At 64.5% G+C, this 23,930-nt stretch carries 20 protein-coding genes; 11 read left to right on the plus strand and 9 right to left on the minus strand.

Annotation, left to right across the window (positions count from 1 at the left end; genetic code table 11):
- The first annotated feature begins 327 nt into the window (after positions 1-327).
- The gene (locus GEMMAAP_RS02885) at positions 328-1,662 is read left to right on the plus strand and encodes a vWA domain-containing protein (RefSeq protein WP_053333993.1); all 1,335 of its coding nucleotides are present in this window, start codon (positions 328-330) and stop codon (positions 1,660-1,662) included.
- A gap of 248 nt (positions 1,663-1,910) precedes the next feature.
- Complete coding sequence (locus GEMMAAP_RS02890) at positions 1,911-2,510, plus strand: hypothetical protein (protein ID WP_026849348.1); 600 nt, start codon at positions 1,911-1,913, stop codon at positions 2,508-2,510.
- Positions 2,511-2,526: 16 nt separating this feature from the next.
- On the opposite strand, the gene GEMMAAP_RS02895 is transcribed toward GEMMAAP_RS02890, so the two are convergent.
- The 8 genes from GEMMAAP_RS02895 to GEMMAAP_RS02930 form a co-directional block, all read right to left on the minus strand.
- Entirely contained in the window at positions 2,527-2,931 is a 405-nt protein-coding gene (locus GEMMAAP_RS02895; RefSeq protein WP_026849349.1) for a (deoxy)nucleoside triphosphate pyrophosphohydrolase, read from the minus strand.
- Positions 2,931-4,934, minus strand: coding sequence for a S9 family peptidase (locus tag GEMMAAP_RS02900; protein WP_043580560.1), 2,004 nt, complete (start codon positions 4,932-4,934; stop codon positions 2,931-2,933). Before GEMMAAP_RS02900 ends, GEMMAAP_RS02895 begins: the two co-directional genes overlap by 1 nt.
- A 59-nt stretch (positions 4,935-4,993) precedes the next feature.
- Positions 4,994-6,244, minus strand: a complete 1,251-nt coding sequence (locus GEMMAAP_RS02905) for an MFS transporter (protein ID WP_043580194.1) — start codon at positions 6,242-6,244, stop codon at positions 4,994-4,996.
- Positions 6,245-6,253: 9 nt separating this feature from the next.
- Entirely contained in the window at positions 6,254-7,132 is an 879-nt protein-coding gene (locus GEMMAAP_RS02910; protein ID WP_026849351.1) for an ABC transporter permease, read from the minus strand.
- Complete coding sequence (locus GEMMAAP_RS02915; protein ID WP_238588176.1) at positions 7,129-8,250, minus strand: ABC transporter permease; 1,122 nt, start codon at positions 8,248-8,250, stop codon at positions 7,129-7,131. Before GEMMAAP_RS02915 ends, GEMMAAP_RS02910 begins: the two co-directional genes overlap by 4 nt.
- Positions 8,247-9,806, minus strand: coding sequence for an ABC transporter ATP-binding protein (locus tag GEMMAAP_RS02920; RefSeq protein WP_043580196.1), 1,560 nt, complete (start codon positions 9,804-9,806; stop codon positions 8,247-8,249). The genes GEMMAAP_RS02915 and GEMMAAP_RS02920 overlap by 4 nt, the downstream gene beginning before the upstream one ends.
- On the minus strand, positions 9,806-10,852 hold the full coding sequence (locus tag GEMMAAP_RS02925; protein ID WP_043580562.1) for a BMP family lipoprotein: 1,047 nt from the start codon (positions 10,850-10,852) through the stop codon (positions 9,806-9,808). The genes GEMMAAP_RS02920 and GEMMAAP_RS02925 overlap by 1 nt, the downstream gene beginning before the upstream one ends.
- Positions 10,853-10,986: 134 nt before the next feature.
- On the minus strand, positions 10,987-12,495 hold the full coding sequence (locus tag GEMMAAP_RS02930) for a hypothetical protein (RefSeq protein WP_026849354.1): 1,509 nt from the start codon (positions 12,493-12,495) through the stop codon (positions 10,987-10,989).
- A 94-nt stretch (positions 12,496-12,589) separates the two neighbouring features.
- Here GEMMAAP_RS02930 and GEMMAAP_RS02935 point away from each other — a divergent pair, with 94 nt between their 5' ends.
- The 9 genes from GEMMAAP_RS02935 (at position 12,590) to GEMMAAP_RS02975 (ending at position 21,987) form a co-directional block, all read left to right on the plus strand.
- Positions 12,590-14,113 (plus strand): L-aspartate oxidase, encoded by a 1,524-nt coding sequence (locus GEMMAAP_RS02935; protein WP_053333994.1) that lies wholly within the window; start codon positions 12,590-12,592, stop codon positions 14,111-14,113.
- A gap of 115 nt (positions 14,114-14,228) precedes the next feature.
- Positions 14,229-15,239 carry a quinolinate synthase NadA gene (gene nadA, locus GEMMAAP_RS02940; RefSeq protein WP_026849355.1) on the plus strand — a complete coding sequence of 337 codons (1,011 nt, stop codon included), beginning with the start codon at positions 14,229-14,231 and terminating at the stop codon, positions 15,237-15,239.
- Entirely contained in the window at positions 15,236-16,195 is a 960-nt protein-coding gene (gene nadC / locus GEMMAAP_RS02945) for a carboxylating nicotinate-nucleotide diphosphorylase (protein WP_082821008.1), read from the plus strand. The genes nadA and nadC overlap by 4 nt, the downstream gene beginning before the upstream one ends.
- Before the next feature lie 20 nt (positions 16,196-16,215).
- Positions 16,216-17,157, plus strand: coding sequence for a hypothetical protein (locus GEMMAAP_RS02950; RefSeq protein ID WP_026849357.1), 942 nt, complete (start codon positions 16,216-16,218; stop codon positions 17,155-17,157).
- Position 17,158: 1 nt separating this feature from the next.
- Complete coding sequence (locus GEMMAAP_RS02955; protein ID WP_043580198.1) at positions 17,159-17,434, plus strand: hypothetical protein; 276 nt, start codon at positions 17,159-17,161, stop codon at positions 17,432-17,434.
- Positions 17,431-18,759 (plus strand): fumarylacetoacetase, encoded by a 1,329-nt coding sequence (gene fahA / locus GEMMAAP_RS02960; RefSeq protein WP_026849359.1) that lies wholly within the window; start codon positions 17,431-17,433, stop codon positions 18,757-18,759. The genes GEMMAAP_RS02955 and fahA overlap by 4 nt, the downstream gene beginning before the upstream one ends.
- 27 nt (positions 18,760-18,786) lie before the next feature.
- Positions 18,787-20,175: a cytochrome ubiquinol oxidase subunit I gene (locus GEMMAAP_RS02965; protein ID WP_053334036.1), complete on the plus strand. Its 1,389-nt coding sequence runs from the start codon at positions 18,787-18,789 to the stop codon at positions 20,173-20,175.
- Positions 20,176-20,181: 6 nt separating this feature from the next.
- Positions 20,182-21,243, plus strand: coding sequence for a cytochrome d ubiquinol oxidase subunit II (locus GEMMAAP_RS02970; protein WP_145978964.1), 1,062 nt, complete (start codon positions 20,182-20,184; stop codon positions 21,241-21,243).
- 48 nt (positions 21,244-21,291) lie between these two features.
- Positions 21,292-21,987: a response regulator gene (locus GEMMAAP_RS02975; RefSeq protein WP_026849361.1), complete on the plus strand. Its 696-nt coding sequence runs from the start codon at positions 21,292-21,294 to the stop codon at positions 21,985-21,987.
- A gap of 18 nt (positions 21,988-22,005) precedes the next feature.
- Here GEMMAAP_RS02975 and GEMMAAP_RS02980 read toward each other — a convergent pair whose 3' ends face one another.
- A complete protein-coding gene (locus GEMMAAP_RS02980) occupies positions 22,006-23,865 on the minus strand; it encodes an acyl-CoA dehydrogenase family protein (protein ID WP_053333995.1) in 1,860 nt (619 codons plus the stop codon).
- Positions 23,866-23,930: the final 65 nt, after the last annotated feature.

Here is a 23,930-nt window from a genome sequence, read left to right on the forward strand (position 1 = left end):
CGGGGAGTGCCCCTCACGGGCTTACGGTAACAGCGGGGACGACCGCTGTTCCAGCGGCGTCCGTGGGAGGCACGGCAGTACGGACGCCAGCACTCGCACCTCTCATCGTCGTGGTCATCTCGACCCTCTCACCGTCGATATCCATTGCACTTCGCGACTCGCAACGATCTGACCTCTGACTCCAGCCTCGGCGGTCTCGCCTCCGACCCACCCCGAACCCCGAAGAAAAGCCGCAGCTAAGTCGTTGTCTCACCGACGTTTCCGCGTCTCGGCTTTTGTCAGAGGGTCAGGCGATACTGCGTGCACACCTCCACATGGAGCTCGTGCATGAACGCAGCACTACAAGTCGATCACCACGCCGTCGACGCTGGCCAATCGCCCAATGCCCAGTCCGGAACCATTGTCCGGGCCCTCGTAACCATCAGTGGCACCGCTCTCTCCTCCGAGGCCCGCGCGCCGCTCAGTCTTTCCTTTGTCATCGATCGCAGCGGCTCCATGAGCGGCCCGCGTCTTGACGCCGCGCGGGTCGCCGTGGCGCATGCCCTCGAACGCTTGCATCCCGACGATGTCGTCTCGGTGGTGGCCTTTGATGACGTGGTGGAAACCGTGGCCGCGCCCGATCGGCGCGCTCGCCAGCCACTTCTTGTAACGCAGGTACAGAACATCGACGCACGCGGATGCACCAATCTCAGCGGTGGATGGCTGCGGGGGCGCGAGCATATGCAATACGCGCAGGGCGTCTCTGGCGCGGCCGATAGGGCGTCGCGGCGCATCCTGTTGGTCACCGACGGGCACGCCAATCAGGGGATCACCGATCCCGCCACACTCATCGAGCTGGCGCGCACCGCGCGCAACATGGGCATCACCACCTCCACCATCGGTATTGGGGAGGGATACGACGATGCACTGTTGCGTTCCATGGCCGACGCCGGCGGCGGCAACGCGTGGTACATCGAGCGCCCCGATCAGTCCAAGGATGTCCTTGGCGAGGAGCTCGGCAACTTGCTGTCCGTAGCGGCGCAGGGGCTTACCGTCACGCTCACGCTGCACGAAGCGGTCTCGGTGTTCATGACCCACTCCGACTGGCCAGTGGCCACCCCGTCCGCTCACACCTACTGCTTTGACCTCGGCGACCTGTACGCCGCCGAACCAAAGCCGTTGCTGGTGGAACTCTTTGTCCCCGCGCATCGGCTGGAGGAACTGGCGGCTGCCGCGCACCCGCTGGCCACGATGACCATCAGCGCGGATGTCGTGACGGCTGCCGGAAGTGTGGAGCACCGCGTCATGCACCTTCCCATGGCATCCACCATGGAAGGGCAGCAGAGCCTGGTCCCGGACATCGAACACGCGGTGCTGCTGGCCAACACCGCCAAGGCGCGTGAACACGCCGCACGTTTGCAGCGCGAAGGCAATGCCGCCGCCGCCGAAATGGTGATGCGCGAGGCACGCAACAGCGTGCTCGAAAGCGCCGTGGCATCGGACATCAAGTACAGTCACCGGATCAACTACGAAGCTGACGATCTGGCACAGCTGGCCGATCAGTATCAGCAAGGCACCTACACGGAACTGGATGCGAAGTACCAGATGCAACGCAGCTACAACGCTCGCCGCGGCAAGGCGCAGTACAACGAGAGTCTGCGTCGCAAGCGTCCCGACGCCTAACACGTCGGGCTGCCCATTGGTCGCAGGGCATTGGCCCTTGGCATAGCGTTGTCGATCTGGCTACGTCACGACTGCCGTCGTCTCGTGCCTGGCATCGTGAGTTCGTGCAGCGCTATGCTGCGGGTACCCTGGGCGAGGGAGAAGAATCCAAGGGCGCCCATGCAACCGCCCCGCTGGATGCCGCCGCCCATCCGGGCTAAGTTGGCCGGAGCGCGGTTCACCCGTCACGTCTCTCCCGCTCACTCCCCATGCGTTTCTCTGTCGGCTCGTCGCTGCTTGCCGCCTCTTTTGCGATCGGCGTCTCCTCGGTCGCCCAGGCACAAACGCTGCGCCCATCTACGACGGGGCTCAGTGTGGCCGTGACGGCGACGTCGGCGCGCGCCACCAGCGAAACAGATGGCGATGAAAGCTCCAGCAACGGATTCATTCCGCGCCTCGACATCAGCTATGGTGCCACGCCGCGCTTCAGTCTGGTGGCGGCCATTGGCCGCAGTGCACCGGTACTGGATGGGGCGGACTATTCCGTGCGCAATGTCGATATGGGGATGCGCTACCTTGGGTACGCCGGGCGCGTTGTGCGTCCCTTTGTCGAAGGCGGGCTTTCCGTGCGGAAGTTCTCCCTCGACAACACCTTCGGCGATATCACGTCGCAGGATGTCGGACCGTGGTTCGCCGCTGGCGGCATGTGGTTTCCCGGGTCTCGCGTCGCGCTCGAAGGCGCGCTTACCTACAGCTCGGTGCAATTCGAGAGCTGGCGTGTACCGGCGGGATCGCCCAATCTCCTGCCCGTTACGCTGCGTGAGCTTGGCGTGCGCGCCGGGTTGCGGTTGTTTCAGCGGGCACGGTAACCGGTACCTCGCGTCCTCAGGAAGCCGTCAGCTGCGCTTGCACAAACCGCAGGTCACTCGGCGCCAACGACAACTGCTGCAGGTCGGCCCAGTTGCCCCATTGCATGGCCACATGCTCCAGGCATTGCGGCTCCCCCAAAATGTCTGTGGGAAGAAACACGATGTCGTAGCGGGACTGTGCATCGGCAATGACCAGCAGCGGTGCCCCGACGGCGCCAACATCCACACCGAGTTCCTCGCGTAACTCCCGGTGGATGGCCTCGAGGTCGCTCTCTCCCGGCTCGCATTTCCCGCCGGGGAATTCCCAGAGGCCCCCGTGCTGCTTGTGGAGCGGGCGCTGGCAGACCAGAAATTCCGTGGTGGCATCGTGGCCGCGGCGAATCACCGCGGCCACCACGCGAAGGCGCGCCACCTCGCTCATCAGGGCGTGATGCCCATGAGGTACTGTCCGTACCAGCCAAGGTAGCGGTCGTAGCGATCCTTCACGAAGCTGGGGCGGCTGATGCCGTGGAACTGCCCCGGATACACCACCAGCTGAGTTGGGACTCCCACTGATTTCAGCGCCTGGTACATCTGTTCACTGCCACTGATCGGGACGTTGAAGTCCTTCTCGCCACCCATGTACAACGTGGGCGTGGTAATCCGGTCGGCCTTGTAGAACGGATAGCTGAGCTTCTCCCAGAGCTTCGGGTTCTTCCACGGTGCGCCGAGCTCGTTTTCGTACTGGTAGATGTACTGGTCGGTGCCATACATCGACGTTTGCAGCGCGCTGCCCGCGCCACTGGTGGCGGCCTTGAAGCGGGTGGTGGTGGCAATGGTGTAGTCGGTGAGAATGCCACCGTAGCTCCAGCCGCCAATGCCCAGGCGAGTGGGATCCACGAAGCCCAGAGAAATTACGTGATCCACACCGGCCAGCAGATCCTGGACTTCCTTGTTGCCCCAGTCGGCAAAAATGGCCTTCTTCCACCCCTGCCCACGGCCGCTGCTGCCGCGGTAGTTCACGGCCAACACCACGTATCCGTTGGCGGCAAAGAGCTCGCGCTCAAAGTTGAACAGATGCTGATCCTGTCCGTTCGGTCCACCATGAATGCGCAGCAGCATCGGGTACTTCTTGCTGGGATCAAACCCGGCGGGTTTCACCAGCAGGGCTCCCACGGTCAGCCCGTCCTTGTTCTTGAACTGCACGTCTTCCGTGGTCGCGACCTGCAACTGTGCAAACACGCTGTCGTTCACATGCGTGAGTGTGCGCAACGCGGCATTGTCCCAGGCATGCACTTCGGCCGACCGTCTGGCGGTACCGGTATTCAGTACCACGCGTCCGCTTGAAGCCACGTCGTATGCGGTGACCACGCGTCGCCCGTCAACCAGGCGCGTCACGGCACCACCGTTCACCTCCACCTGCGCCAGATGCTGGGCACGATCATCGCCCAGCAGGAATCGCAACCCGGTGCCATCGGCCGTCCAGGTCAATGCCGAAACATCCCTGTCCAACGTGGTAGCGAGCAGGCGGGCGGCTCCGCCGGCGCTGGGAACTATGGCAATGGTATTCTGGGCATACGCTGAGAGCTGTGGTTCACTGGCCTGCAGATACGCAATGGACGCGCCATCCGGGCTCCATGCCGGACTCGCATCCGGTCCGTTCCACGTGGTGAGCCGTACGGGCGTGGCACCGGGCGTCGCATCCACCACGTAGATGTCACTGTTGTTGGCACGATCAGCATCGGCAGCGGCGCGCTCACTAACAAACGCGAGCCGCTTGCCATCGGGCGACCAGCGCGCCTGACGATCATCGTAATCGCCGGTCGTGATCTGCACCGCTTTCTTCGTGCTGACATCCACCACCCACACATGATCGCGGCGGCGGTCCAGATAGCCGTCGCCGTCGCGCTTGAACGCAAAGCGATCAACGACGATGGGCTTCGGGTTCTTGTTCTTGAGCGAGTCGGGTTTGCTCTCTTCCGGGTCGGGATCATGCGACACCACTACAATACGCGACCCATCCGGTGACCATTCGTATTCGGCAACGCCGCCTTTGAGATCCGTCAGTCGAACTGCCTCGCCTCCCGCACGATCGAGCAACCAGATCTGTCCCCCCTTCGATTCAAAGCGGCCCGAAACGAACGAGAGATAGCGATTGTCCGGGCTCCAGCGCGGATTGCTTTCGCCTTCCGGGGAGCCGGCCATCTTGAGGGTGCGTGTGCCGTCCCAGCTCACCATCCAGACGTCGCTGTCGCTGCGGTCCTTGGCCGAATCCACCGTGGTGATGGTGTACGCCACCCACTGTCCGTCGGGGGAGATGCGACCGGCGCCCACGTCGCGGAATTTGTAGATGTCGGCCGAACGGAGTGGGCGCGGGGAGGCTGGCTGTGCCGCAACAATCAAGGGGGCCAGCACAGTCAGCAGCTGAAGCGGGAGCAAGCGCATACGCATGTTCTCGAGGAGGAAAGTCGGTGAACCCACGCCGGCGGACTTCGGGGCCAAACTCAACCCGTCGGCATTACCCGCTTCGGGGCGTACAATTCCAGATCGCGCCCCATCAGCAATGTGGCCAGCACCACCGCTGCACTGATCCAGAACGGGCTCTGCTTGCCGAACGCATCAAACGCGACGCCCAGAATGATCGGGAAGACCACGCGCGTGACGCCGCCAAAGGTCTGCTGCACGCCCATGTACAAGCCGCGCTCTGCGCTGCTTACCACGCGCGACAGCATGGCCGTGACACACGGAAATGTGAAAGCGGTGCCCAGTGGCAATAGCCCCACCGACAACGCCAGCACCGGCAGATTGGGGGAAATGGACAGCCCCACCAGCCCGGCCGCCAGAAACAGCAAGCCGGCGCGGCTCAGTCGCGGCTCCCCAATGCGGTCTACCAGCTTGCCAAGCATAAGTGCGCGCACCACCACGCTCAGCACGCCGATGTACATGAAGAAATAGCCAATGGTCGCTTCGGTGACTCCAAAGCGATCGGCCAGGAACAACGCGAGAATTGCGGTCGTACCCTGGAAGGCCCCAATGGCCAACGCATAAATCAGAATCAGTCGCGACGCCGGTTCGGAGGGGTGACTGACCACCCGGAACACCGCCTCGCGCGAACCTTTGGGTTTGCTCGTGCCGGGGGCCGCGCCGGGTTTGCGGATCTCAGTGAGATACTTCCAGGCGAACCCCATATTCACCACGCACAGGCCAGCTGCCACCAGCCCCGGTGTGTGCTTGCTGAACAATTGCATCCAACTGCCAATCACCGGGCCCAGTGCCACCCCGGCGTTCGTGGCCGCAGACAGCCAGCCCAGACTCTTGGCCCGATCTTCCGGACGCGTGGCGTCGGCCACGTACGCCTGAATCACACTCACGGTGCCGCCGCCCGCCCCTTGCACAATGCGCGACAGAAACAGCAGCCACAAACTGTCGGCGTAGGCAAACACAACATAGGCGATGGCACTGGCACCCAATCCCACCATCAACGCCGGACGGCGTCCGTACTTGTCGCTGAACCGCCCCCACACCGGAGCGCTCAAGAGCTGTGCAATGCTGAACGAACTCACCAGCAAGCCCACGACCGCACCACCCGCCCCCAACGACTTGGCATAGAAGGGCAGGAGCGGCAGAATCATCAACAAACCCAACATGTCGATGAATGCCGTGACCATCAGGACGGCGAGTTTCCCAAACGCAGACTTGCCGTCGTCTACCGGATGCTCGTCGGTGTGGTGTGATGGTGCGTTGCTATTGCTCACAAGGTGGGGTTATTCGGACTTGCCAAGGGCGGCCGGCGCCACGCTGCGCCCAACAACACCCGCGAGCGCAATGATGGTCAGCACGTAGGGAATCATCTCCACAAACTGACTTGGTACGAGCTGCGCGCCCTGCAGTTGAATCTGCAACGTCTCGGCCCCGGCGAACAGCAGGCAAGCCACCGCCACGCGCACAGGCTCCCAGCGCCCAAAGATCACCGCCGCCAGCGCAATGAAACCTCGACCGGCCGTCATGCCATCGGTGAACTGGTGCTGGTCGAGCGCCAGATAGGCACCGCCCAGACTGGCCAACGCACCGGCAAGATAGAGCCCCTTGAGGCGCATGGGATTCACGGCCACCCCCAACGTGGCCGCCGCTTCCGGCTTCTCACCCACGGCCCGTGCCCGCAACCCAAAGGGCGTACGGTACAGCAGCCAGCCAAGCGCCGGCAGCGCGGCGAGCCCAATCCACACCACCGGATTCATGAAACTCGACAACATGACGTTGCTCACACCTTCGCCACCAAAGCCTGGCACCCGCGGAGAGTTGCTGGAGCTGTCAAACACCAGACGCAGGAAGTACCGTGTGCTTGCCGCGACGAGGAGATTGATGGCCACGCCCACCACCACCTGATTGGCCCGGAAGCGAATCGTGGCGATCGCCAACAGGCTCGTGATCAACGTGCCCGCCACCAGCGCCCCCAGCAGGCCAGCCCACGGACTATTGCCGTAATAGCTGCCGAGGGCCGCACCAAAGGCCCCCGAGAGCATCAGCCCTTCCAGTCCCAGAGCAATCACCCCCACCCGTTCGGACATGACACCGCCCGCCGCCGCCAGCAAATACGGGACGGCAATGCGAATGGCCTGCAGAATGAACGCCAGAAGCATCATGTGGAGGCTCCCTGGGCGTTGCGCTGGCGCGTGAGCGACGCCGTGACACTTGCTGCGGCTGCACGGAGCTGCTTCTGCACTTCAGGCACCGCCGTGGCCACTGAGAGGATGACCGCCGCCGTGAGAATATCGGTCAGCTGCTTGGGCACCACCGCATTCACGGCCAGTCCGCCCTGCGACAGCGTGGCAAACAGCAGCGCCGCGGCGAGAATGCCGAACGGATGGTTGCGTCCCACCAACGCCACGGCAATGCCGAGGAAGCCGGCACCACCGGCGAAGCCTTCTTCGTAGTAGCCCTTATAGCCCAACACGAAGTTCACGCCGCCCAATCCCGCCAGCGCGCCCGAGAGCGCCATGGAGAGCAGCAGCACCCGCGGGACCTTCACCCCACCATACTCGGCGGCCTCGGGCTGCAGCCCCACCGCGCGCAATTCGTAGCCGCTGCGCGTGCGGAACAGATACCACCACGCCACCAGCGCTGCGGCCACCGCAAACACGATGGTGAAGTTCACTGCACTGCCCCGGAACATGGCAAAGGCATCGGCCAGTCGCGGCACATTGCCCGCGGCAATGTCGGGCGTGCGCAAAGTCTCCGGCAGGTGGAGCTTGGCCGACACAATCCAGTTCAGCAGCGCGAGCACAATGAAGTTCAGCATGATGGTCACGATCACTTCACTCGCGCCGAAGCGGGCGCGCAGCGCACCAGGCACCGCCCCGACCGCGCCCCCCACGAACATGGCGCTCAGCAGGCACAGCGGCACCGCAATCACCGCGGGTAGCGACGCCGGGAGCAGCAGCCCGGTGACCGCCGCACCGAAACCACCTGCGGCCAGTTGCCCTTCCGCGCCTACGTTGAACAAGCCGGCGCGCCCCGCCAACGCAAAGGCCAGACCGGTGCAGGTGAGCGTGGTGGCTTTGTACAACACCTGTCCAATACCGTACGCGTTCCCCCACGTGCCTTTCACCAGCAGTGCCCACACCGCGCCCGGGGATTCGCCGAACGACAGGATGAGCAGATCGCCCAGCACCGCGGCCAACCCCATCGCCACGACCGGCGGCAATACGGCTTCCAGCAGGCGTGTCCGGGTCATCGACACCGTTGTGGCGGTCGCACTCATGCGGCCGCTCCGGTCATGTAGGGCCCGAGCAGTTCGGCCGAACAGTCGGCGGCTGGCAGGATCGTGACGAATCGGCCACCGTACATCACGGCAATCCGATCGGACAGCGCAAGCACCTCCGGCAAGTCAGCACTCACCAGCAGAATGCCTTTGCCCGCATTGCGTGCCGCCCGCAGCTGCTCGTGAATGAACTCGATGGCACCCACATCCACGCCACGTGTCGGTTGCGCGGCCAGCAACACGGTGAACTCGCGTCCCATCTCCCGGGCAATCACGATCTTCTGTTGATTGCCCCCGGACAGCGCCCGTGCCGGCACGTGGGCTATGGGAGGGCGGATGTCAAAACGCTGAATCTGTTCGGCGGCATTGGCCGCTATCCGCGACCGATCGAGGCCCGTGCGTGTGGCGAAGTGGTGCTGCCGGCCGAGGATGAGGTTGTCGGCAATGGAGTAGTCCAGCACCAGCCCGCGACGATGGCGGTCTTCAGGAATGTGCGATAGCCCGTAATCGGCCCGGTCGCGCACCGACAGCCCGTGGCAATCGTGCGTGCCGAGCTGAATGCGGCCACTCTGCCATGTTCGCAAGCCGGCAATCGCCTCCAGCAATTCGGTCTGACCGTTCCCTTCCACGCCGGCAATCCCCACGATCTCCCCGGGGTGGATCTCCAGGGAGAGATCATTCACCGCGACGGTCCCGCGATCAGACATTACGCGCAGACCGTGTACTCGCAGCGCCGGCGCAGCGCCCGCCGTGGTGGCGGCTGCCCCGTGCGCCGTGCCGTGTCGCACCGCCCCCATGGCATCGAGATGCAGATTGACATCGCGACCCACCATGGCGCGGGCAATATCGCGTGGCGTAGTGCCCTGCGTGGCAAGCTGCGAGACCGTCGCGCCGGCTCGCATGACGGTGATGTTGTCCGACACCGCAATGACTTCGTCGAGCTTGTGCGTGATCAGCACGACCGTACCGCCATCCGCGCGCAAGGCGCGCAGCACCGTCCACAACTCCTGCACTTCCGGCGGTGACAGCACGGCCGTGGGCTCGTCGAGAATGAGCACCTTGGCCCCGCGATACAGCGCTTTGAGAATCTCCACCCGCTGCGCTTCGCCAACGGTGAGATCGGCAATGCGGGCCCGCGGATCCACATGCAGTCCGCAACGCTTGCACAACGATTCCACTTCCAGCACGGCGCGGTGCAGATCAATCGTCATGCCCTTGGTAGGCTCCGACCCCAGCACCACATTCTCTGCCACCGTCAGGGTGGGCACGAGCATGAAGTGCTGGTGCACCATGCCGACTCCGGCCGCAATTGCCTCGGTGGTCTTCCAGCCGGTCACTTCACGGCCATGTACTTCCACCGTCCCGCCATCAGGGGCGTAGAGGCCGGCCAGCACGCGCATCAGAGTACTCTTGCCGGCGCCATTCTCGCCAACGAGCGCATGGATCTCGCCCTGGTGTACTTCCAGCGAGGCGTCCCGATTGGCCACCACGCCGCCAAAGGTCTTCACCACGCCCCGCATGCGAATGGCCGGCGCCCGTGATGCCTCAGCGCTCATCACTTCTGCTCCCGCGTGGACGGCACGGCAATGCGTCCTGCCACGATATCGGCCGTCAAGGCATCCAGTCGTGCCCGTACCGCGACGGGAATGAGCGCCTTGTTGTTGTCGTCGTAGATATACCCCACGCCGTTCTCCGCCAGACCGAACTGCTGGACTCCGCCGGTGAACTGCTGGTCCTTCACGGCCCGCACGGCGGCCAGCACCGACGCATCGATGCCTTTCACCATGCTCGTGAGCACGTAGCCGGGGGCTTCGTTGAACTGATCCGCGTCTACGCCAATCGCCAGCTTGCCGGTGGTGCGGGCGGCTTCAAACACGCCAAGGCCGGTTGAACCGGACGCGTGAAAAATCACGTTGACACCCTGATTGTACATCGCCAGCGCCATCTCCTTGCCGCGCCCGGGATTCCGAAACGCTTCGGGGGTGACCCCGGCGTAGTTCGCAATGACGTCGCACTCCGGGCACACATGTTTGACGCCCGCCCGGTACCCCGCCTCAAACTTGTGAATGAGGGCGATGTCCATGCCGCCCACAAATCCCACCTTTTTGCTCTTGCCGACCAGCGCGGCCAGGGCGCCCACCAGAAACGACCCTTCTTCCTCGCGGAACTTGAGCGCCCGGAGGTTGGACGGGAGCGGCAGCGGATTGCCCACGCTGTCCGATGGCACGGACATATCCACGTTGGCGAAGCGCACATTCGGATATTCCTTGGCCAACGCCAGCACATCATCGGTAAAGATGAAGCCCACGCCGATGACCAGGTCCATCCCTTCGGCGGCCAGCAAGCGCAGGCCGGCTTCCCGGTCGGAGCCTTCGCCCGGTTCGATGTACGTAACGCGCGCGCCAAGCTCACGCTGTGCGCGCTCGCCCCCGAGATAAGCGCCGTCGTTGAATGACTTGTCCCCACGACCGCCGACATCGAAGACGATGCCGACATCGAGGCCGTCGGTGGTGTCCGCAACGGTGGCACCAGACGGGCGGACCGTGAGGAGGGCGAAATGGGCGAGGAAGAGCGCCCCGATCAGATAGAGGGTGCGGCGCATGGCCACGAAGGTTCGCCGTCTGGGCCCCGGACGGGAAGGGCCCAAAACGAAACGGCGGCCCCAGGAGTTTCTCCCGGGGCCGCCGTTGTCCGTTCCCTGCTTCCAACGCCCTGCCTGCTGCTCCCTCTTGGTAGCTACTTGATCGCCTTATACCGGTACGCGTAGATCTTCGCGCCCGTCGCCTTGATCTCCACGTTCTTGCGATCGCCCTTTTTGAGCGCGCCTGACTCCGCCGTGCCCGTGGCCACGACCGCTCCCGCTTCATCGAGAAATTCAGCGGTCACGTTGTACGACCCCGTGGCTGCAACCTGCTCCAGCGCCAGCGTCAGCGTGGCTTCGTTGGCGCCCCGGGAGAAACCGGCGACTTCCACCTTGACCGGCAGATTCTCGGCGAGCGTCTGGTACTTCACCAGCGAGTCCGTCCACGCCTTCTTCTCCGCCGGCAGCTTGGCCGCCTTGGCGAGCCCCTGCGACGCGTAGGCGAACATCATCCACCCATCGTAGTTGTTCGGGTCAAGCGCCACCAGCTTCGCGCTGGGAGCCCACATCTCCTTGAAGCGATCCTTGCCATAGTACGACGCGGCCACGTTACGCAGGCCGTCGCGGCTGTTCGGATTCTTCTGCACCGACAGCTCAAACAGCTTGAGCGCATCGTCGGCCTTGTTCGCGCGCGTGGCCACCACACCACCAACGGCCAGCACGATGTCGCTCTGCTTGTCCGGGTTGGCCAGCATGTCCGCATACACCTGCGACATGTTGGCCGTATCCTTGGCCAGCGTCAGGGCTTCGGCCCAGTTGTTGTAGTGGTTCGCCACATCCGGGCTGTCCGGCGCCGCGGCAATGAGCGTCTTGAACGTCTCGGCCGCCTCCTTGGCCTGCGCCTGCTGGTCGGCCCCCTGTGCTGTCGCCGCCTGCTCCAGCTGCGTCATGGCCAGATAGTACATGGAGCCGTTCTTGAGATCGCGGTACACCGTATCGGCGCCCGAGCGATCAATGACGTGCTTCCAGTGCATCATGGCCGCCTTCTTCTCGCCTTTCTGATTGGCCACATTGGCCAGCACATAGTGGGCGTACGGTCCATCACTCATCAGCATGGAACGCTTGGCGTAGTACTCCGCCGAGTCGAGGCTGCCGGCGCTGGACGCCGAAAGCGCGGCCTGCGTCTGCGCCAGCCACAGTTCGTTCTGGCGCTGGGCCTTGATGTCGGCTTCACAGGCTGGCGCCGCCGCCACGATCGCCTTGTATGCAGCATCAACGGCCACCACAAGATCGATCGTCTCGGTGGGGTTGGTCACGAAGCCCAGCGAGCTGCGCACCGGCGTGGCCGTGATCCCAGGCTCCAGCGCCCACAGCTTGAGCACTTCGCTAAGCATGAACTGGTAGCCAATCACGTTCTTCGCGAAACGCTCCGGCTTGGTATCCAGCTCCTTCATCATCTGCCCCAGCAGCTTCTTGCGCTGCTCAGGCGTCTGCGCGGCCTTGGCCTGCTGGTACGACAGCGACTGGATCGCCAGCTCCTTGGGCTGGTTTACGTCGATGGTGCAGGTGGCGGATACACCGCCTGGCTGCGCGGCTGCGGTCGCTGAAACGATTCCGGTGAGCGACACAGCGGCCACGGCACCAGCCATGAACGTCAAACGCATGACGTCTCCTAAAAGCGAAAAGAGGCAGGGAATCTGGCCGGTAACCCGGCCAGGGGTTCAGTTGGGGACCCGATGTCCTTTACTTGAAACTACTATGACCGAACGGATCCGCACCCGGTTCCTTGTGATTGGCAGCGGAGTGGCTGGTTTGCACACGGCGTGGCGGGCTTCGGCCCACGGGTCGGTGACGGTGCTCACCAAGCGCACCCTCTTCGACTCTGCCACCGCGTACGCACAAGGGGGCATCGCCGCTGCACTTGGGGCCGGCGACAGCCCGGAGCTGCACCGGGAAGACACCCTCGCAGCCGGCGCCGCCCTCTGTGACCGCGAGGCGGTGCAGGTGCTGGTAGATGAAGGCCCGACCCGAGTTCGTGAGCTCCAGGCCGCCGGCGCCCGCTTTGATCTCGACCCCGACGGCGATTTCAAGCTGGGCAAGGAGGCCGCCCACTCACGCCATCGCATTGTGCACGCCCACGGTGACCAGACTGGGGCCGAAGTGGCCCGCACGCTGGTGGCCAAGGTGCGGGAGGCCCAGTCTATCCAGGTTCAGGAAATGGCGCGGGTCCTCGACTTGCTCCTGGTGGAAGACGAGTTCGGGGTCCAGTGCGCCGGGGTTCGGGCCTCCATTTCGGGCCGACCGGTCGAAATCGTGGCCGACGCCACGGTCCTCGCCACGGGCGGGTGCGGACAGATTTTCCGCTACACCACCAACCCCCAGGTGGCCACCGGCGACGGCTTTGCCATGGCCCACCGGGCCGGGGCCCGACTGGCCGACATGGAATTTGTCCAGTTCCACCCCACGGCGCTGGACACCCCGGAAAATCCGCTGGCGCTCATTTCGGAGGCGGTGCGCGGGGAAGGGGCCATTCTGCTCAACGGACGGGGGCAGCGTTTCATGCCCAGCCGCCACAAGCTCGCCGAACTGGCCCCCCGCGACGTGGTGGCCCGCGAAATTTTCCGCGAGCAGCAGGCCCATGGCCGCGTCTTTCTCGACGCCACCAAGCTGGGGGAGGGGTTCCTCACTCGGTTCCCGGGCATTTCGGCGCTCTGTCGGGCCCGTGGTATCGACCCCCGCTTCGAACCCATTCCGGTAACCCCCGCCGCCCACTACATGATGGGCGGTGTGGTGACCGATCTGGCGGGCCGCTCCAGCATCTCGCGGCTGTACGCGGTGGGGGAAGTGGCCCGTACCGGTGTCCATGGTGCCAACCGGCTGGCGTCCAACTCATTGCTCGAAGGGTTGGTGTTTGCCGAGCGCGTTGCGCGCGACATGGTGCAGACACCGGAAGAGCTCGCTATCCCCGAACTCACCTCGTGGGATGTCCCGCCGCTGGATGATCGCGGCGCCGCCCAGGTCGCCGCTGACGAAATCCGCCAGATCATGTGGGATCACGCCAGCATTGCCCGCACAGCGGCCGGCCTCCGCCGCTGCCTGAGCGCGCTCCAGCGCGTGGGGGAACGGCTGACCCCCGGGGCGACCGAAGAGCGTAACCTGCTTACCACCGCCACCCTCGTGGCCGAAGCCTCGCTGCTGCGCAAGGAGTCGCGGGGAGGCCACTTCCGGAGCGATTTTCCCAAGACACGTCGGAAGTGGCAAGGCCGACACATTACGTGGTAAGAAAGGAAGCAGGTGGCAGGATGCACCCTCTACTCCCCGCTCCCTGCTCCCTGCTCCCTGCTCCCTGCTCCCCGCTCCCTGCTTCCTGCTCCCTGCTCCCTGCTCCCTCGTCTTCATGACCGTCCTCGAAGCGCACTACGATCCCGCCTTGGCCGCACAAATCCGCGACCTCGCAAAAGCGAAGAACGCGGTCATTCTCGCGCACAACTACGAACGTCCCGAAATCCAGGACGTGGCCGACTACGTCGGCGACTCACTTGGGCTTTCGCGCGAGGCGGCCAAAACCGAAGCCGATGTCATCGTCTTCTGCGGCGTGCACTTCATGGCCGAAACGGCGGCCATTCTGTCGCCGCAAAAAACCGTATTGCTCCCGGATCTCGCTGCCGGCTGCTCGCTCGCCAGCACCATTGACGCCGAGCAGCTTCGCGCCTGGAAGGCCGAACATCCCGGCGCTGTGGTGGTGGCCTACGTGAACACCACCGCCGAAGTGAAAGCCGAGAGCGATTACTGTTGCACCTCCGGCAACGCCGTGGAAGTGATCAACGCCATTCCGGCAGACAAGGAGATCCTCTTCCTGCCGGACATGTTCCTCGGTGCGCATGTCCGCCGAGAAACCGGCCGCGACAACATTCACGTGTGGATGGGCGAGTGTCACGTGCATGCCGGTATCGACCCCGAGCACATCACCCGCACGCGCGCGCAACATCCCGGCGCCGAATTCCTCATTCATCCCGAATGCGGCTGTGCCACCTCGGTGGTGGAGGCCATGAGTGCCGGCGCCGTCTCCAAAGACAACGCCCACATTCTTTCCACCGAAGGAATGATCAAGCGCCCATCGCAAACCCATCACGATACGTTCATCGTGGCCACGGAAATCGGGATCCTGCACCGGCTGCGTCGGGAGAATCCCACCAAGCACTTCATTGCCGCCAACGATCGGGCTCAATGCTCGTATATGAAGGTCACCACGCTGGCCAAGGTGCGCGATGCGCTGCTGTACATGCAGCATCGCATCACCGTGCCCGATGACATGGCGGCCCGCGCGCGCACGGCTATTGAACGGATGGTCAGCATTGGAGGCAATACCGGCGTCAGTCCCTTTGGTCCAGAGGATCCAGGCGAATGAACTCCTTCCACCCGCCCCTGCGTCCCACGCCGCCCACTTCCCAGGCGGCCATCGTTCCTCGCACCATCACGCCGCTCGACACGCGCGCCGTGACCAGGTCGTCGCTGGCGTTTCCGCTCAGCGCCGAGGACACCAGTGAACGCGTGCGGGTGGCCCTGCAGGAAGACGAAGCCTTCAACGACGTGTCCACGATCGCTACGGTGGTCAGCACCCGGCACGTACGCAGCGCCATTGTGGCCCGTCACGACGGCGTGATTGCCGGCATTCCGCTCGCCATCGAAGCGTTTCGTCAGCTCGATCCGTCCGTCACCATTCGCGTGGAAGCCGAAGATGGCACGCGCGTGGCGGCGGGGGCCACCGTGCTGGCTCTCACGGGACATGCGCGAGGCATGCTCTCGGCCGAGCGGACGGCCCTGAACTATCTGCAGCACCTCTCGGGCATCGCCACACTCACGGCCCGGTTCGTGGACGCCATCGCTGGCACCCGGGCGCGCATTCTCGATACCCGCAAAACCACTCCCGGGTGGCGTACCCTTGAGAAGTATGCGGTCCGTGCCGGTGGTGGCACCAACCATCGCCTTGACCTGCGCAGCGGTGTCCTCATCAAGGACAACCATTTGGCCGCCATTGGTGGTGATGTCGCCATGGCCGTGGCGCGCGCGCGGGCGTTGGCCATTCCCGGCACACCGGTGCAGGTGGAGTGTGATACGCTCGATCAGGTTGAGGCCGCCCTGGCCGCCGGGGCCGACTGGGTGCTGCTCGACAACATGGCCCCTGATGTCCTGCGCGACGCCGTGGCGCGCTGTCAGGGCCGCGTGACCACCGAAGCGTCCGGTGGAGTCAGCCTGGATACCGTTCGTTTAATTGCCGAATCCGGTGTGGATCGTATCTCGATTGGTGCGATCACCCATTCGGCTCCCGCTCTCGACCTCGGCCTCGATTTCGATGGTCTCTGAACCACGCTGAGGCTTCTGCCATGCCTGTACGACTCCCACCGCTCACGGAACACGCGTCCCGTATTCTGCTCGAAGGGATCGTGGACTACGCCGGACTCTTTCCACCGGCAGCACTCGGTATTCCGGCCGCTGTGCGCAACTTTGCGCACTACCGCGCCGGCAGCGCCGGGTGGATGCTGGGACGGTTCATTTGCCCGGCCAATCAGCTGGATGTGTTCTCGGACAAGGCCGACCCGCTCCTTCCGCGTGACGCCGGCGCCATTCCCTGGCGCCTGTCCGTCACCGCCAGTGGCAACGTCGTTGCCGACCTGCACGCCATTGCCGCCTTCAACGAACGGCATCGGGTCTGCTTCGACGAGTGCGGAGCCAAGGTGGACGCCTACGAGGTGAAAGTGACCTCCGTGCAGGAGATCATGACCCTGCATGCGCAGTTGCCCGCGGCGCTCGAGGTGTACATGGAGCTGCCGCTTGACGGCGACCTTGACGCGCTGATGGAGGCCCTTGCCCGCACCGGCCGTCGGGCCAAGATCCGCACCGGAGGCATCGTGCCGGACGCCTTCCCCGCGCCTGCGCAGATTGTGCGCTTTCTCCGAGCGCTGGTGACACACGATGTCCCGGCCAAGGCGACGGCCGGGTTGCACCATCCGCTCCGCGGCACCTATCGCCTGACTTACGATACCGATGCGCCCAGCTGCCGCATGTTCGGGTTTCTCAATGTCCTGCTCGCGGCGGCCGTGATCGCCAACAGCGGCACCGATCATGACGCCATGCTCATGCTCGACGAGGCTGATGCCTCGACCATCATGTTCAGTGAAACACACCTCGCTTGGCAAAGGCCCGGAGGGGTGATCATGCTCAACCGGCCGCTGTTGCAGCAGGTGCGGGAGCGTATACTGCTGAGTGTTGGCTCCTGCTCGTTTACCGAACCGGTTGACGAGAGTCGTGCCCTTGGCTGGATCTAGTATGCCCTCATCTTCCACCCGTGTGCTTACCACCTCCGGCGTCTTGCTCGGCGCCCTCGCGGGTGCGGCGGCGGCGTCGGTGCTGTACGGTGTGCTCGATGCCAATGGTTTCGGACAGACCATCTTTCGGACGCGCCTGTCCATGCTGCTGGTGGGCATTGGTACGCTGCCGTTCTTCACACTCGCCGGCGCCATTCTCGGCGGCGTCACCATGCGGCGGCTCGCGCCCAGCCTCTCGGCGCGTACCTCGTCTTCGTCTTCGTCTTCGTCGGCATGAGCGCTCTCGTCCCACCGCGCAGCTGGGTAACCAGCGCCAACGGCCACCTGGATTTTGCGTTGCAGAATCTTCCGTTTGGCATCTTTCGTCGCGCGGCCAGCAACGAAGCGCCGCGAGTTGGTGTGGCCATCGGCGACGCCATTCTCGATGTCGCAGCGTGTCTGGCGGCCGGGTTGTTTGATGAGCAGTCAGAACTTACGAGGCAGGCGGCTCGTACCTGTGCGTCACCGGCACTGAATGCGCTCATGGCGCTGGGGGCAGACGCCCGGCGCGCCCTGCGCGACGCGGTCATGGCGCTGTTGCATGAGGACTGTGCGGTGCACCGGCAACAGATTGCCCAGCACGCTCTGGTGCCACAGCAGGACGCCGAGCTGTTCCTGCCGGCGCAGGTGGGGGATTACACCGACTTTTATGCCTCGGTGCATCACGCCACGAATGTCGGCGCCATGTTCCGCCCCGACAATCCATTGCTCCCCAATTACAAGTGGGTGCCCATTGGCTACCATGGGCGCGCCTCCAGTCTGGTCGTCTCGGGAACACCCGTGCGCCGTCCCAACGGCCAGCGCAAAGGGCCCACCGACGATGTCCCGACCGTTGGCCCCTCCCGTTCACTCGACTACGAACTGGAATTGGGCGCGTTTGTCGGAACCGGTAATGCGCTGGGGGAGCCCATCCCGATGGCCAGCGCCGAGTCGCATCTCTGGGGGCTGTGCCTGCTCAACGACTGGTCCGCGCGTGATCTGCAGGCGTGGGAGTATCAGCCACTTGGCCCCTTCCTGGCCAAGAATTTCGCCAGCACGATCAGTCCGTGGGTGGTGACGCTCGAAGCGCTTGCACCCTTCCGTGCGCCGCTTGCGCCTCGCGCGTCGGGCGACCCGGAGCCGTTGCCGTATCTCACCGATGCGCGTGATGCCACACAGGGGGGCTTTGCCCTCACGGTGGAAGTGTGGTTACGCACCCCGCGCATGCGCGACGAGCAGGCGCCACCGGTGCGCATCTCACAGGGCAGTGCCCTCGATCTGTATTGGAGCTTCGCGCAAATGCTAGCGCACCATGCAAGCAGTGGCTGCAACCTCCGCCCGGGCGACCTGTTGGGCAGTGGTACCATCTCCGGCGCGACCCCTGACAGTCGCGGATGTCTGCTGGAGTTGACACGGCGTGGGGCAGAGCCGCTGTCGCTCCCTAACGGGGAAACACGCGGCTTTCTCCTCGATGGCGACGAAATCACCATGACGGCGTACGCCGAACGGGACGGGGTGGGACGCATTGGCTTTGGGCGATGCGTGGGAGAAGTACGGGCGGCACCGGCCCTCGCCGGAACGTGACCTGTGCAGGGGGCGTTGGTAAAAATGATGTCCGATCTGATGTTCGCGCGCTCGCAGATGGCGATGTCGCTGGCGTTTCATATTGTGTTTGCCGTGGTGGGCATTGGGATGCCGGCGCTCATGGTCATCGCCGAATGGCGGTGGCTCAAGACCCGTGACGCCGTGCAGCTCGAACTCGCCAAGCGCTGGGCCAAGGGTACCGCCATTCTGTTTGCTGTCGGGGCGGTGTCCGGCACGGTGCTCAGCTTTGAACTGGGGTTGTTGTGGCCCACGTTCATGGAGCATGCCGGCGCGGTAATCGGTATGCCCTTTTCGCTCGAAGGGTTTGCCTTCTTCACCGAAGCCATCTTTCTCGGTATTTACCTCTACGCCTGGAAGCGAATCCCGCCGCGCGCACACTTCGCCGCTGGTGTCGTGGTGGCGTTCAGTGGCGCGCTCAGTGGGGCCTTTGTGGTGTGCGCCAATGCGTGGATGAATGCGCCCGCGGGTTTCGAGATGGTGAACGGGCAGGTCACCAACGTCGATCCGCTGGCCGCCATGTTCAATGCGGCCGCGCCATCGCAAATCGTCCACATGACCCTTGCGGCGTACGCCGCCACCGGATTTGCCGTCGCCGGCATTCATGCGTTCGCTCTGTGGCGCGGTACACCGCATCGCGCGTTCCATCGCGCCGCTCTGCAAATTGCGCTCACCATTGGCCTCCCCACCGCGTTGTTGCAGCCGCTCAGTGGCGACTGGAGCGCCCGCGATGTGGCCAAGCGCCAGCCCGTAAAACTGGCGGCTATGGAAGGGCATCTGCGTACAGGGCCGGCCGCCTTTGTCATTGGCGGCTGGCCCAATGAAACCACGCTCACGCATACCGGTGCTATCGAAATTCCCGGCGCCCTGTCCCTTCTTTTGCACGGGGATGCGCAGGCGGTCGTTCCGGGCGTGGACAGTGTGCCGGCAGAAGACCGGCCGCCTCTGGGCATCGTGCATCTCGCCTTTCAGATCATGATTGCCTGCGGTACCATCATGGCCGCCCTGTCGCTCTTTGGTGCCTACCGCTGGTGGCAGCGCCGCCGGGAGCGTGGCGTGGCGCTCCCCGACGATCGCGCCTTTCTCATGGCACTCATGCTGGCCTCACCGCTGGGATTCATTGCGCTCGAAGCCGGGTGGACGGTTACCGAAGTGGGGCGGCAGCCCTGGATCGTGCAGGGTGTGTTCCGCACCGCCGATGCCGTGACGCCCATGCCCGGATTGGGCGTCACCTTCGCGCTGTTCACCGCGCTCTATCTCGGGCTGGCGGTCGCCGTGGTGTTCCTGCTCTGGCGGCAAATTCTCAAAACCGGCGTGACGCAGACACCGATCGATCTCACGAGCGAATTACCCATCCCCTCCCGCATGACCGGGGCCCATCCCGCGCCACGTGGCTGATCGCCTGTGAACACCACGGCACTCACGTGGACGCTGCCGCACATCGTGGCCGGCGTCATGGTGCTTTCCCTCAATGCCTACGTGCTGCTTGGCGGCGCCGACTTCGGCGGGGGCGTGTGGGATTTCTTTGCCCGCGGCAATCGACGCGAAGAGCAACGGGCGCTGATTGCCGAGGCGATTGGCCCCATCTGGGAAGCCAACCACGTCTGGCTCATTCTGGTGGTGGTGCTGCTGTTTTCCTGTTTCCCTAAAGCGTTCGCCCACCTCTCCACCGAGTTGCACGTCCCCATCACCATCATGCTGCTCGGGATTGTGCTGCGCGGATCGGCGTTCACCTTCCGCTCCTACGACAGCAAGAAGGACACGGTACAGCGCCGGTGGGGGCGCATCTTTTCCATGGCCAGCCTGCTCACGCCGGTCATTCTGGGGGTCTGCCTCGGCACGGTAGCCAGCGGAAAGATCCCCATGCGCACGCGTGAGGCCGCCGCCGCCCTGTCGTTCACGGAGCGCTTTATCAACCCGTGGTGTGCCTCCCTGTTCCCGTGGGCCGTTGGGGCGCTCACGCTGATGCTCTTTGCGTTTCTGGCGGCCAGCTATCTCACCGTGGAAGCCCCGGACGAGGCCCTCAAGAACGTCTTCCGGCGCCGCGCACAGCAATCGCAAATCGCGCTGTTGCTCACCGCCTTTGCCACGCTCCTCCTGGCACGCTTCGAAAATCCGCTGCTCTTTACGGGCCTCACCCGCGGCACCACCGCCTGGGCCATGCACGCCATCACGGCACTCAGTGCGGTCACATCGCTCTGGGCGCTCAAAACCCGTCGGTTTCAGGTCGCCCGACTGGCCGCGGCGGCCCAGGCCAGCTTCATCCTTTGGGGATGGGCGTGGACCCAGTTCCCCTGGCTGCTCCCCCCCGACCGCACCATTACCGCCCTGGCCGCGCCGCGCATCACCCTGCAGTTCACCCTTGGCGCCCTGGCGGTGGGGACCGCCATCCTGCTCCCGAGCTTCGTCTACCTGTTCCGCGTCTTCAAGAGTGGCGAGACCGCCTTCGGCGACCAGCACGGATAACCGTCACACCCTTTCCGGACCGCCGGTCCATGTCGTAACTTGCCGCCCATGCGCCCAGACCTCATTCGCGTGGTTCTCGTTGACGACCATCAGATCGTTCGCTCCGGATTGAAGGCGGTGCTGTCCACCGCCAAGGACATCACCGTCGTCGGTGAGGGTGGATCCGGCAAGGATGCCCTCGTGCTGGCCGAACGTCTCGATCCCCATGTCATCGTCATGGATCTCTCCATGCCCGACATGGACGGCCTCACCGCCACGCGCGAATTGCAGAAGGCCAACGCCACGCGTGTGCAGGCGCCCGATGAGCCGGTCACCCGCCGGGTGCTGGTGCTCACCATGCACACCGAGGACGAGCATCTGGTTGCCTTGCTCGAAGCCGGCGCCGGCGGCTATCTGCTCAAATCCGTCGCCGACCGCGAACTTGTGGACGCGGTGCGCACCGTGGCTGCCGGCGACGTGTATGTGCAGCCCACCGCCGCGCGGGCCCTCGCCCGTGGTCTTGCCAAGCGCGATGGCAACGCCGAAGAGCGCACCCGCTTCGAGAAGCTCACCGACCGCGAACAGGTGGTACTCAAGATGGTGGCCGAGGGGTATACCGCCCCGGAAATCGGCGAGCATCTGACCATCTCGCCCAAGACGGTGGATACCTACAAGCAGCGCATCGGCGAAAAGCTCGGCCTCACGCACCGCACGGACTACGTGAAGTTTGCGCTCAAGCTGGGGCTGCTCAAGAACGACGCCTGAGCAGCCGTCCACTCCGCGTCAGTCCGTCAGCCCCACCGCGCGCGCCTGCTCGTCACGCGTGAGACTCCACTGCGGTAACGGCGGGACCGCGACATCCAGCACCGCATCGCTGGACGCATAGCCCTGCTCGGCGCGCACCCGCTGCGCCACACTTCGGCGCAGGTCGTCGATACGATCGCCGGCGTCGCCTTCAAGCTCCGTTCGCAGCGCCCGGAAACGTCGGCCGCTCTGCAGGCAGAAGAGCTCCGTGAGGGCAATCTCGCGGGCGCACGCGTCCACCCCGCGCTCCGCGATGAGCTTCTGCGTGCGGGCAATGGTGGTCGCCCTGGCGTACAGCTCAATCGCCATGTCGGCCAGTCGTTCCACCACCAGCTGCCGCTGCAGAATCTCCTTGCGGTGCGTCGTGATGGCCTGTTGGGTGGCTTTGGCCAGTTCGGCTACGTGCCGCTCCACAAAGTCGGCCTGCGTCTTGAGCGCGGGATGGAGCGCCACCTGAAAGCGATCGCGCTTGCCGAACGCACTGGCCACTTTGTCGGCGGCAAAGCTCGACACGAGCACCCAGTTTTTCATGGGGCTCTTCATCGCGCCGGCAATTTCCTTCAGCTCTTCGGCGGGCCCCTGAATGCCGTTGAGGCCAACAAAGAGTCGCAGAATCTCGTTGGCGCCTTCAAAAATGCGATTGATGCGCGCATCACGCAGATAACGCTCGTACGGCCACGGCTTCACGAAGCCGCGCCCACCTGCCAGTTGCACGAGTTCGTCGGAGCTGCGCCACACCAGTTCACTGGCAAAGACCTTCACGCAGGCGGCTTCCAGCGACGCGTCCACGGTTTCCGTGTCGAGCGCCGCTGCCAATGCCCCCACCATGGCATCGGCGGCATACGTCTCGCTGGCGATGGTCGCCATCTTGCGCTGCGTAATCTCAAAGCTGGCCAGCGCGCCGCCAAACTGCGTGCGCGCCTCAGCGTATCGCGTGAACTCGCCCAGCAACTTCTTGCACGCCGTTGTGCACCCCGAAGCCAAGGATAACCGCCCGGCATTGAGGGCATTCACCGCCACGCGGAATCCCTTGCCCACCTCGCCCAGGACATGGTCATCGGGCACAAAGAGATTCTCAAACACCAACTCGGCCTGCGTCGAGGCGCGAATGCCCAGCTTGCGAATGGTGCCATCGACCCGAAAGCCCGGCATGTCGGGGCGCACGATGAAAGCCGTGGGGCGCATGACCGTCTCGCCGTTCTTGAGGACCGGCGTTTGCGCAAACGTGGCAATGACTCCGGCGCGTTGCCCGTTGCCAATCCAGTGCTTGCGGCCGTTCAGCACCCATCCCGTGTTGTCGGCGCTGCGTTCGGCGCGCGTCACGATGTGTTGGGCGTCCGATCCCGTCTCCGGTTCCGTGAGGGCGTAGGCGGCCAGCGTTTCGCCACGGGCGAGCCCGGGCAGATACCGCGCCTTCTGGGCCTCGTTGCCGGCTATGACCACCGCCTTGCTTCCCAGCCCGCAGTGCACGCCAATGAGCACGCCCAGTGAGGCGTCGATGGAGGCGACGGCGCCAAACACCCGTGCGTAAGCACTCGCCGACAACCCCAGACCGCCGTAGGCCTTGGGGATGGTCAGTGCCAGCAGGCCGGCGTTGGCAAACCCCTTGATCACCGCCTCATCAATCCCTTCCTGTTCATCGAAGCGACGGGCATCAATGAGCCCCGACGCCACCATGTCGTTCACCGCCGACACGAGACGCTGCACGGTGGCCGCTTCGTCGGCGTCGCGCGCGTCGAGCGTGGCAGGGTAGGGGAAGAGCAGCGATTCGTTGATGTCGCCGGCAAACAGATCGCGCAGGAACGATGGCTTGCTGGCCGCTGGGGCAGACGAACTCATGGCGGGAACTCCCGGGGGCAGACACGTACGACGCACACACAGGGCATGTACAACGGGGCGCCCCA

This window comes from Gemmatimonas phototrophica, from assembly GCF_000695095.2.
GTDB classification, from domain to species: Bacteria; Gemmatimonadota; Gemmatimonadetes; order Gemmatimonadales; family Gemmatimonadaceae; genus Gemmatimonas; species Gemmatimonas phototrophica.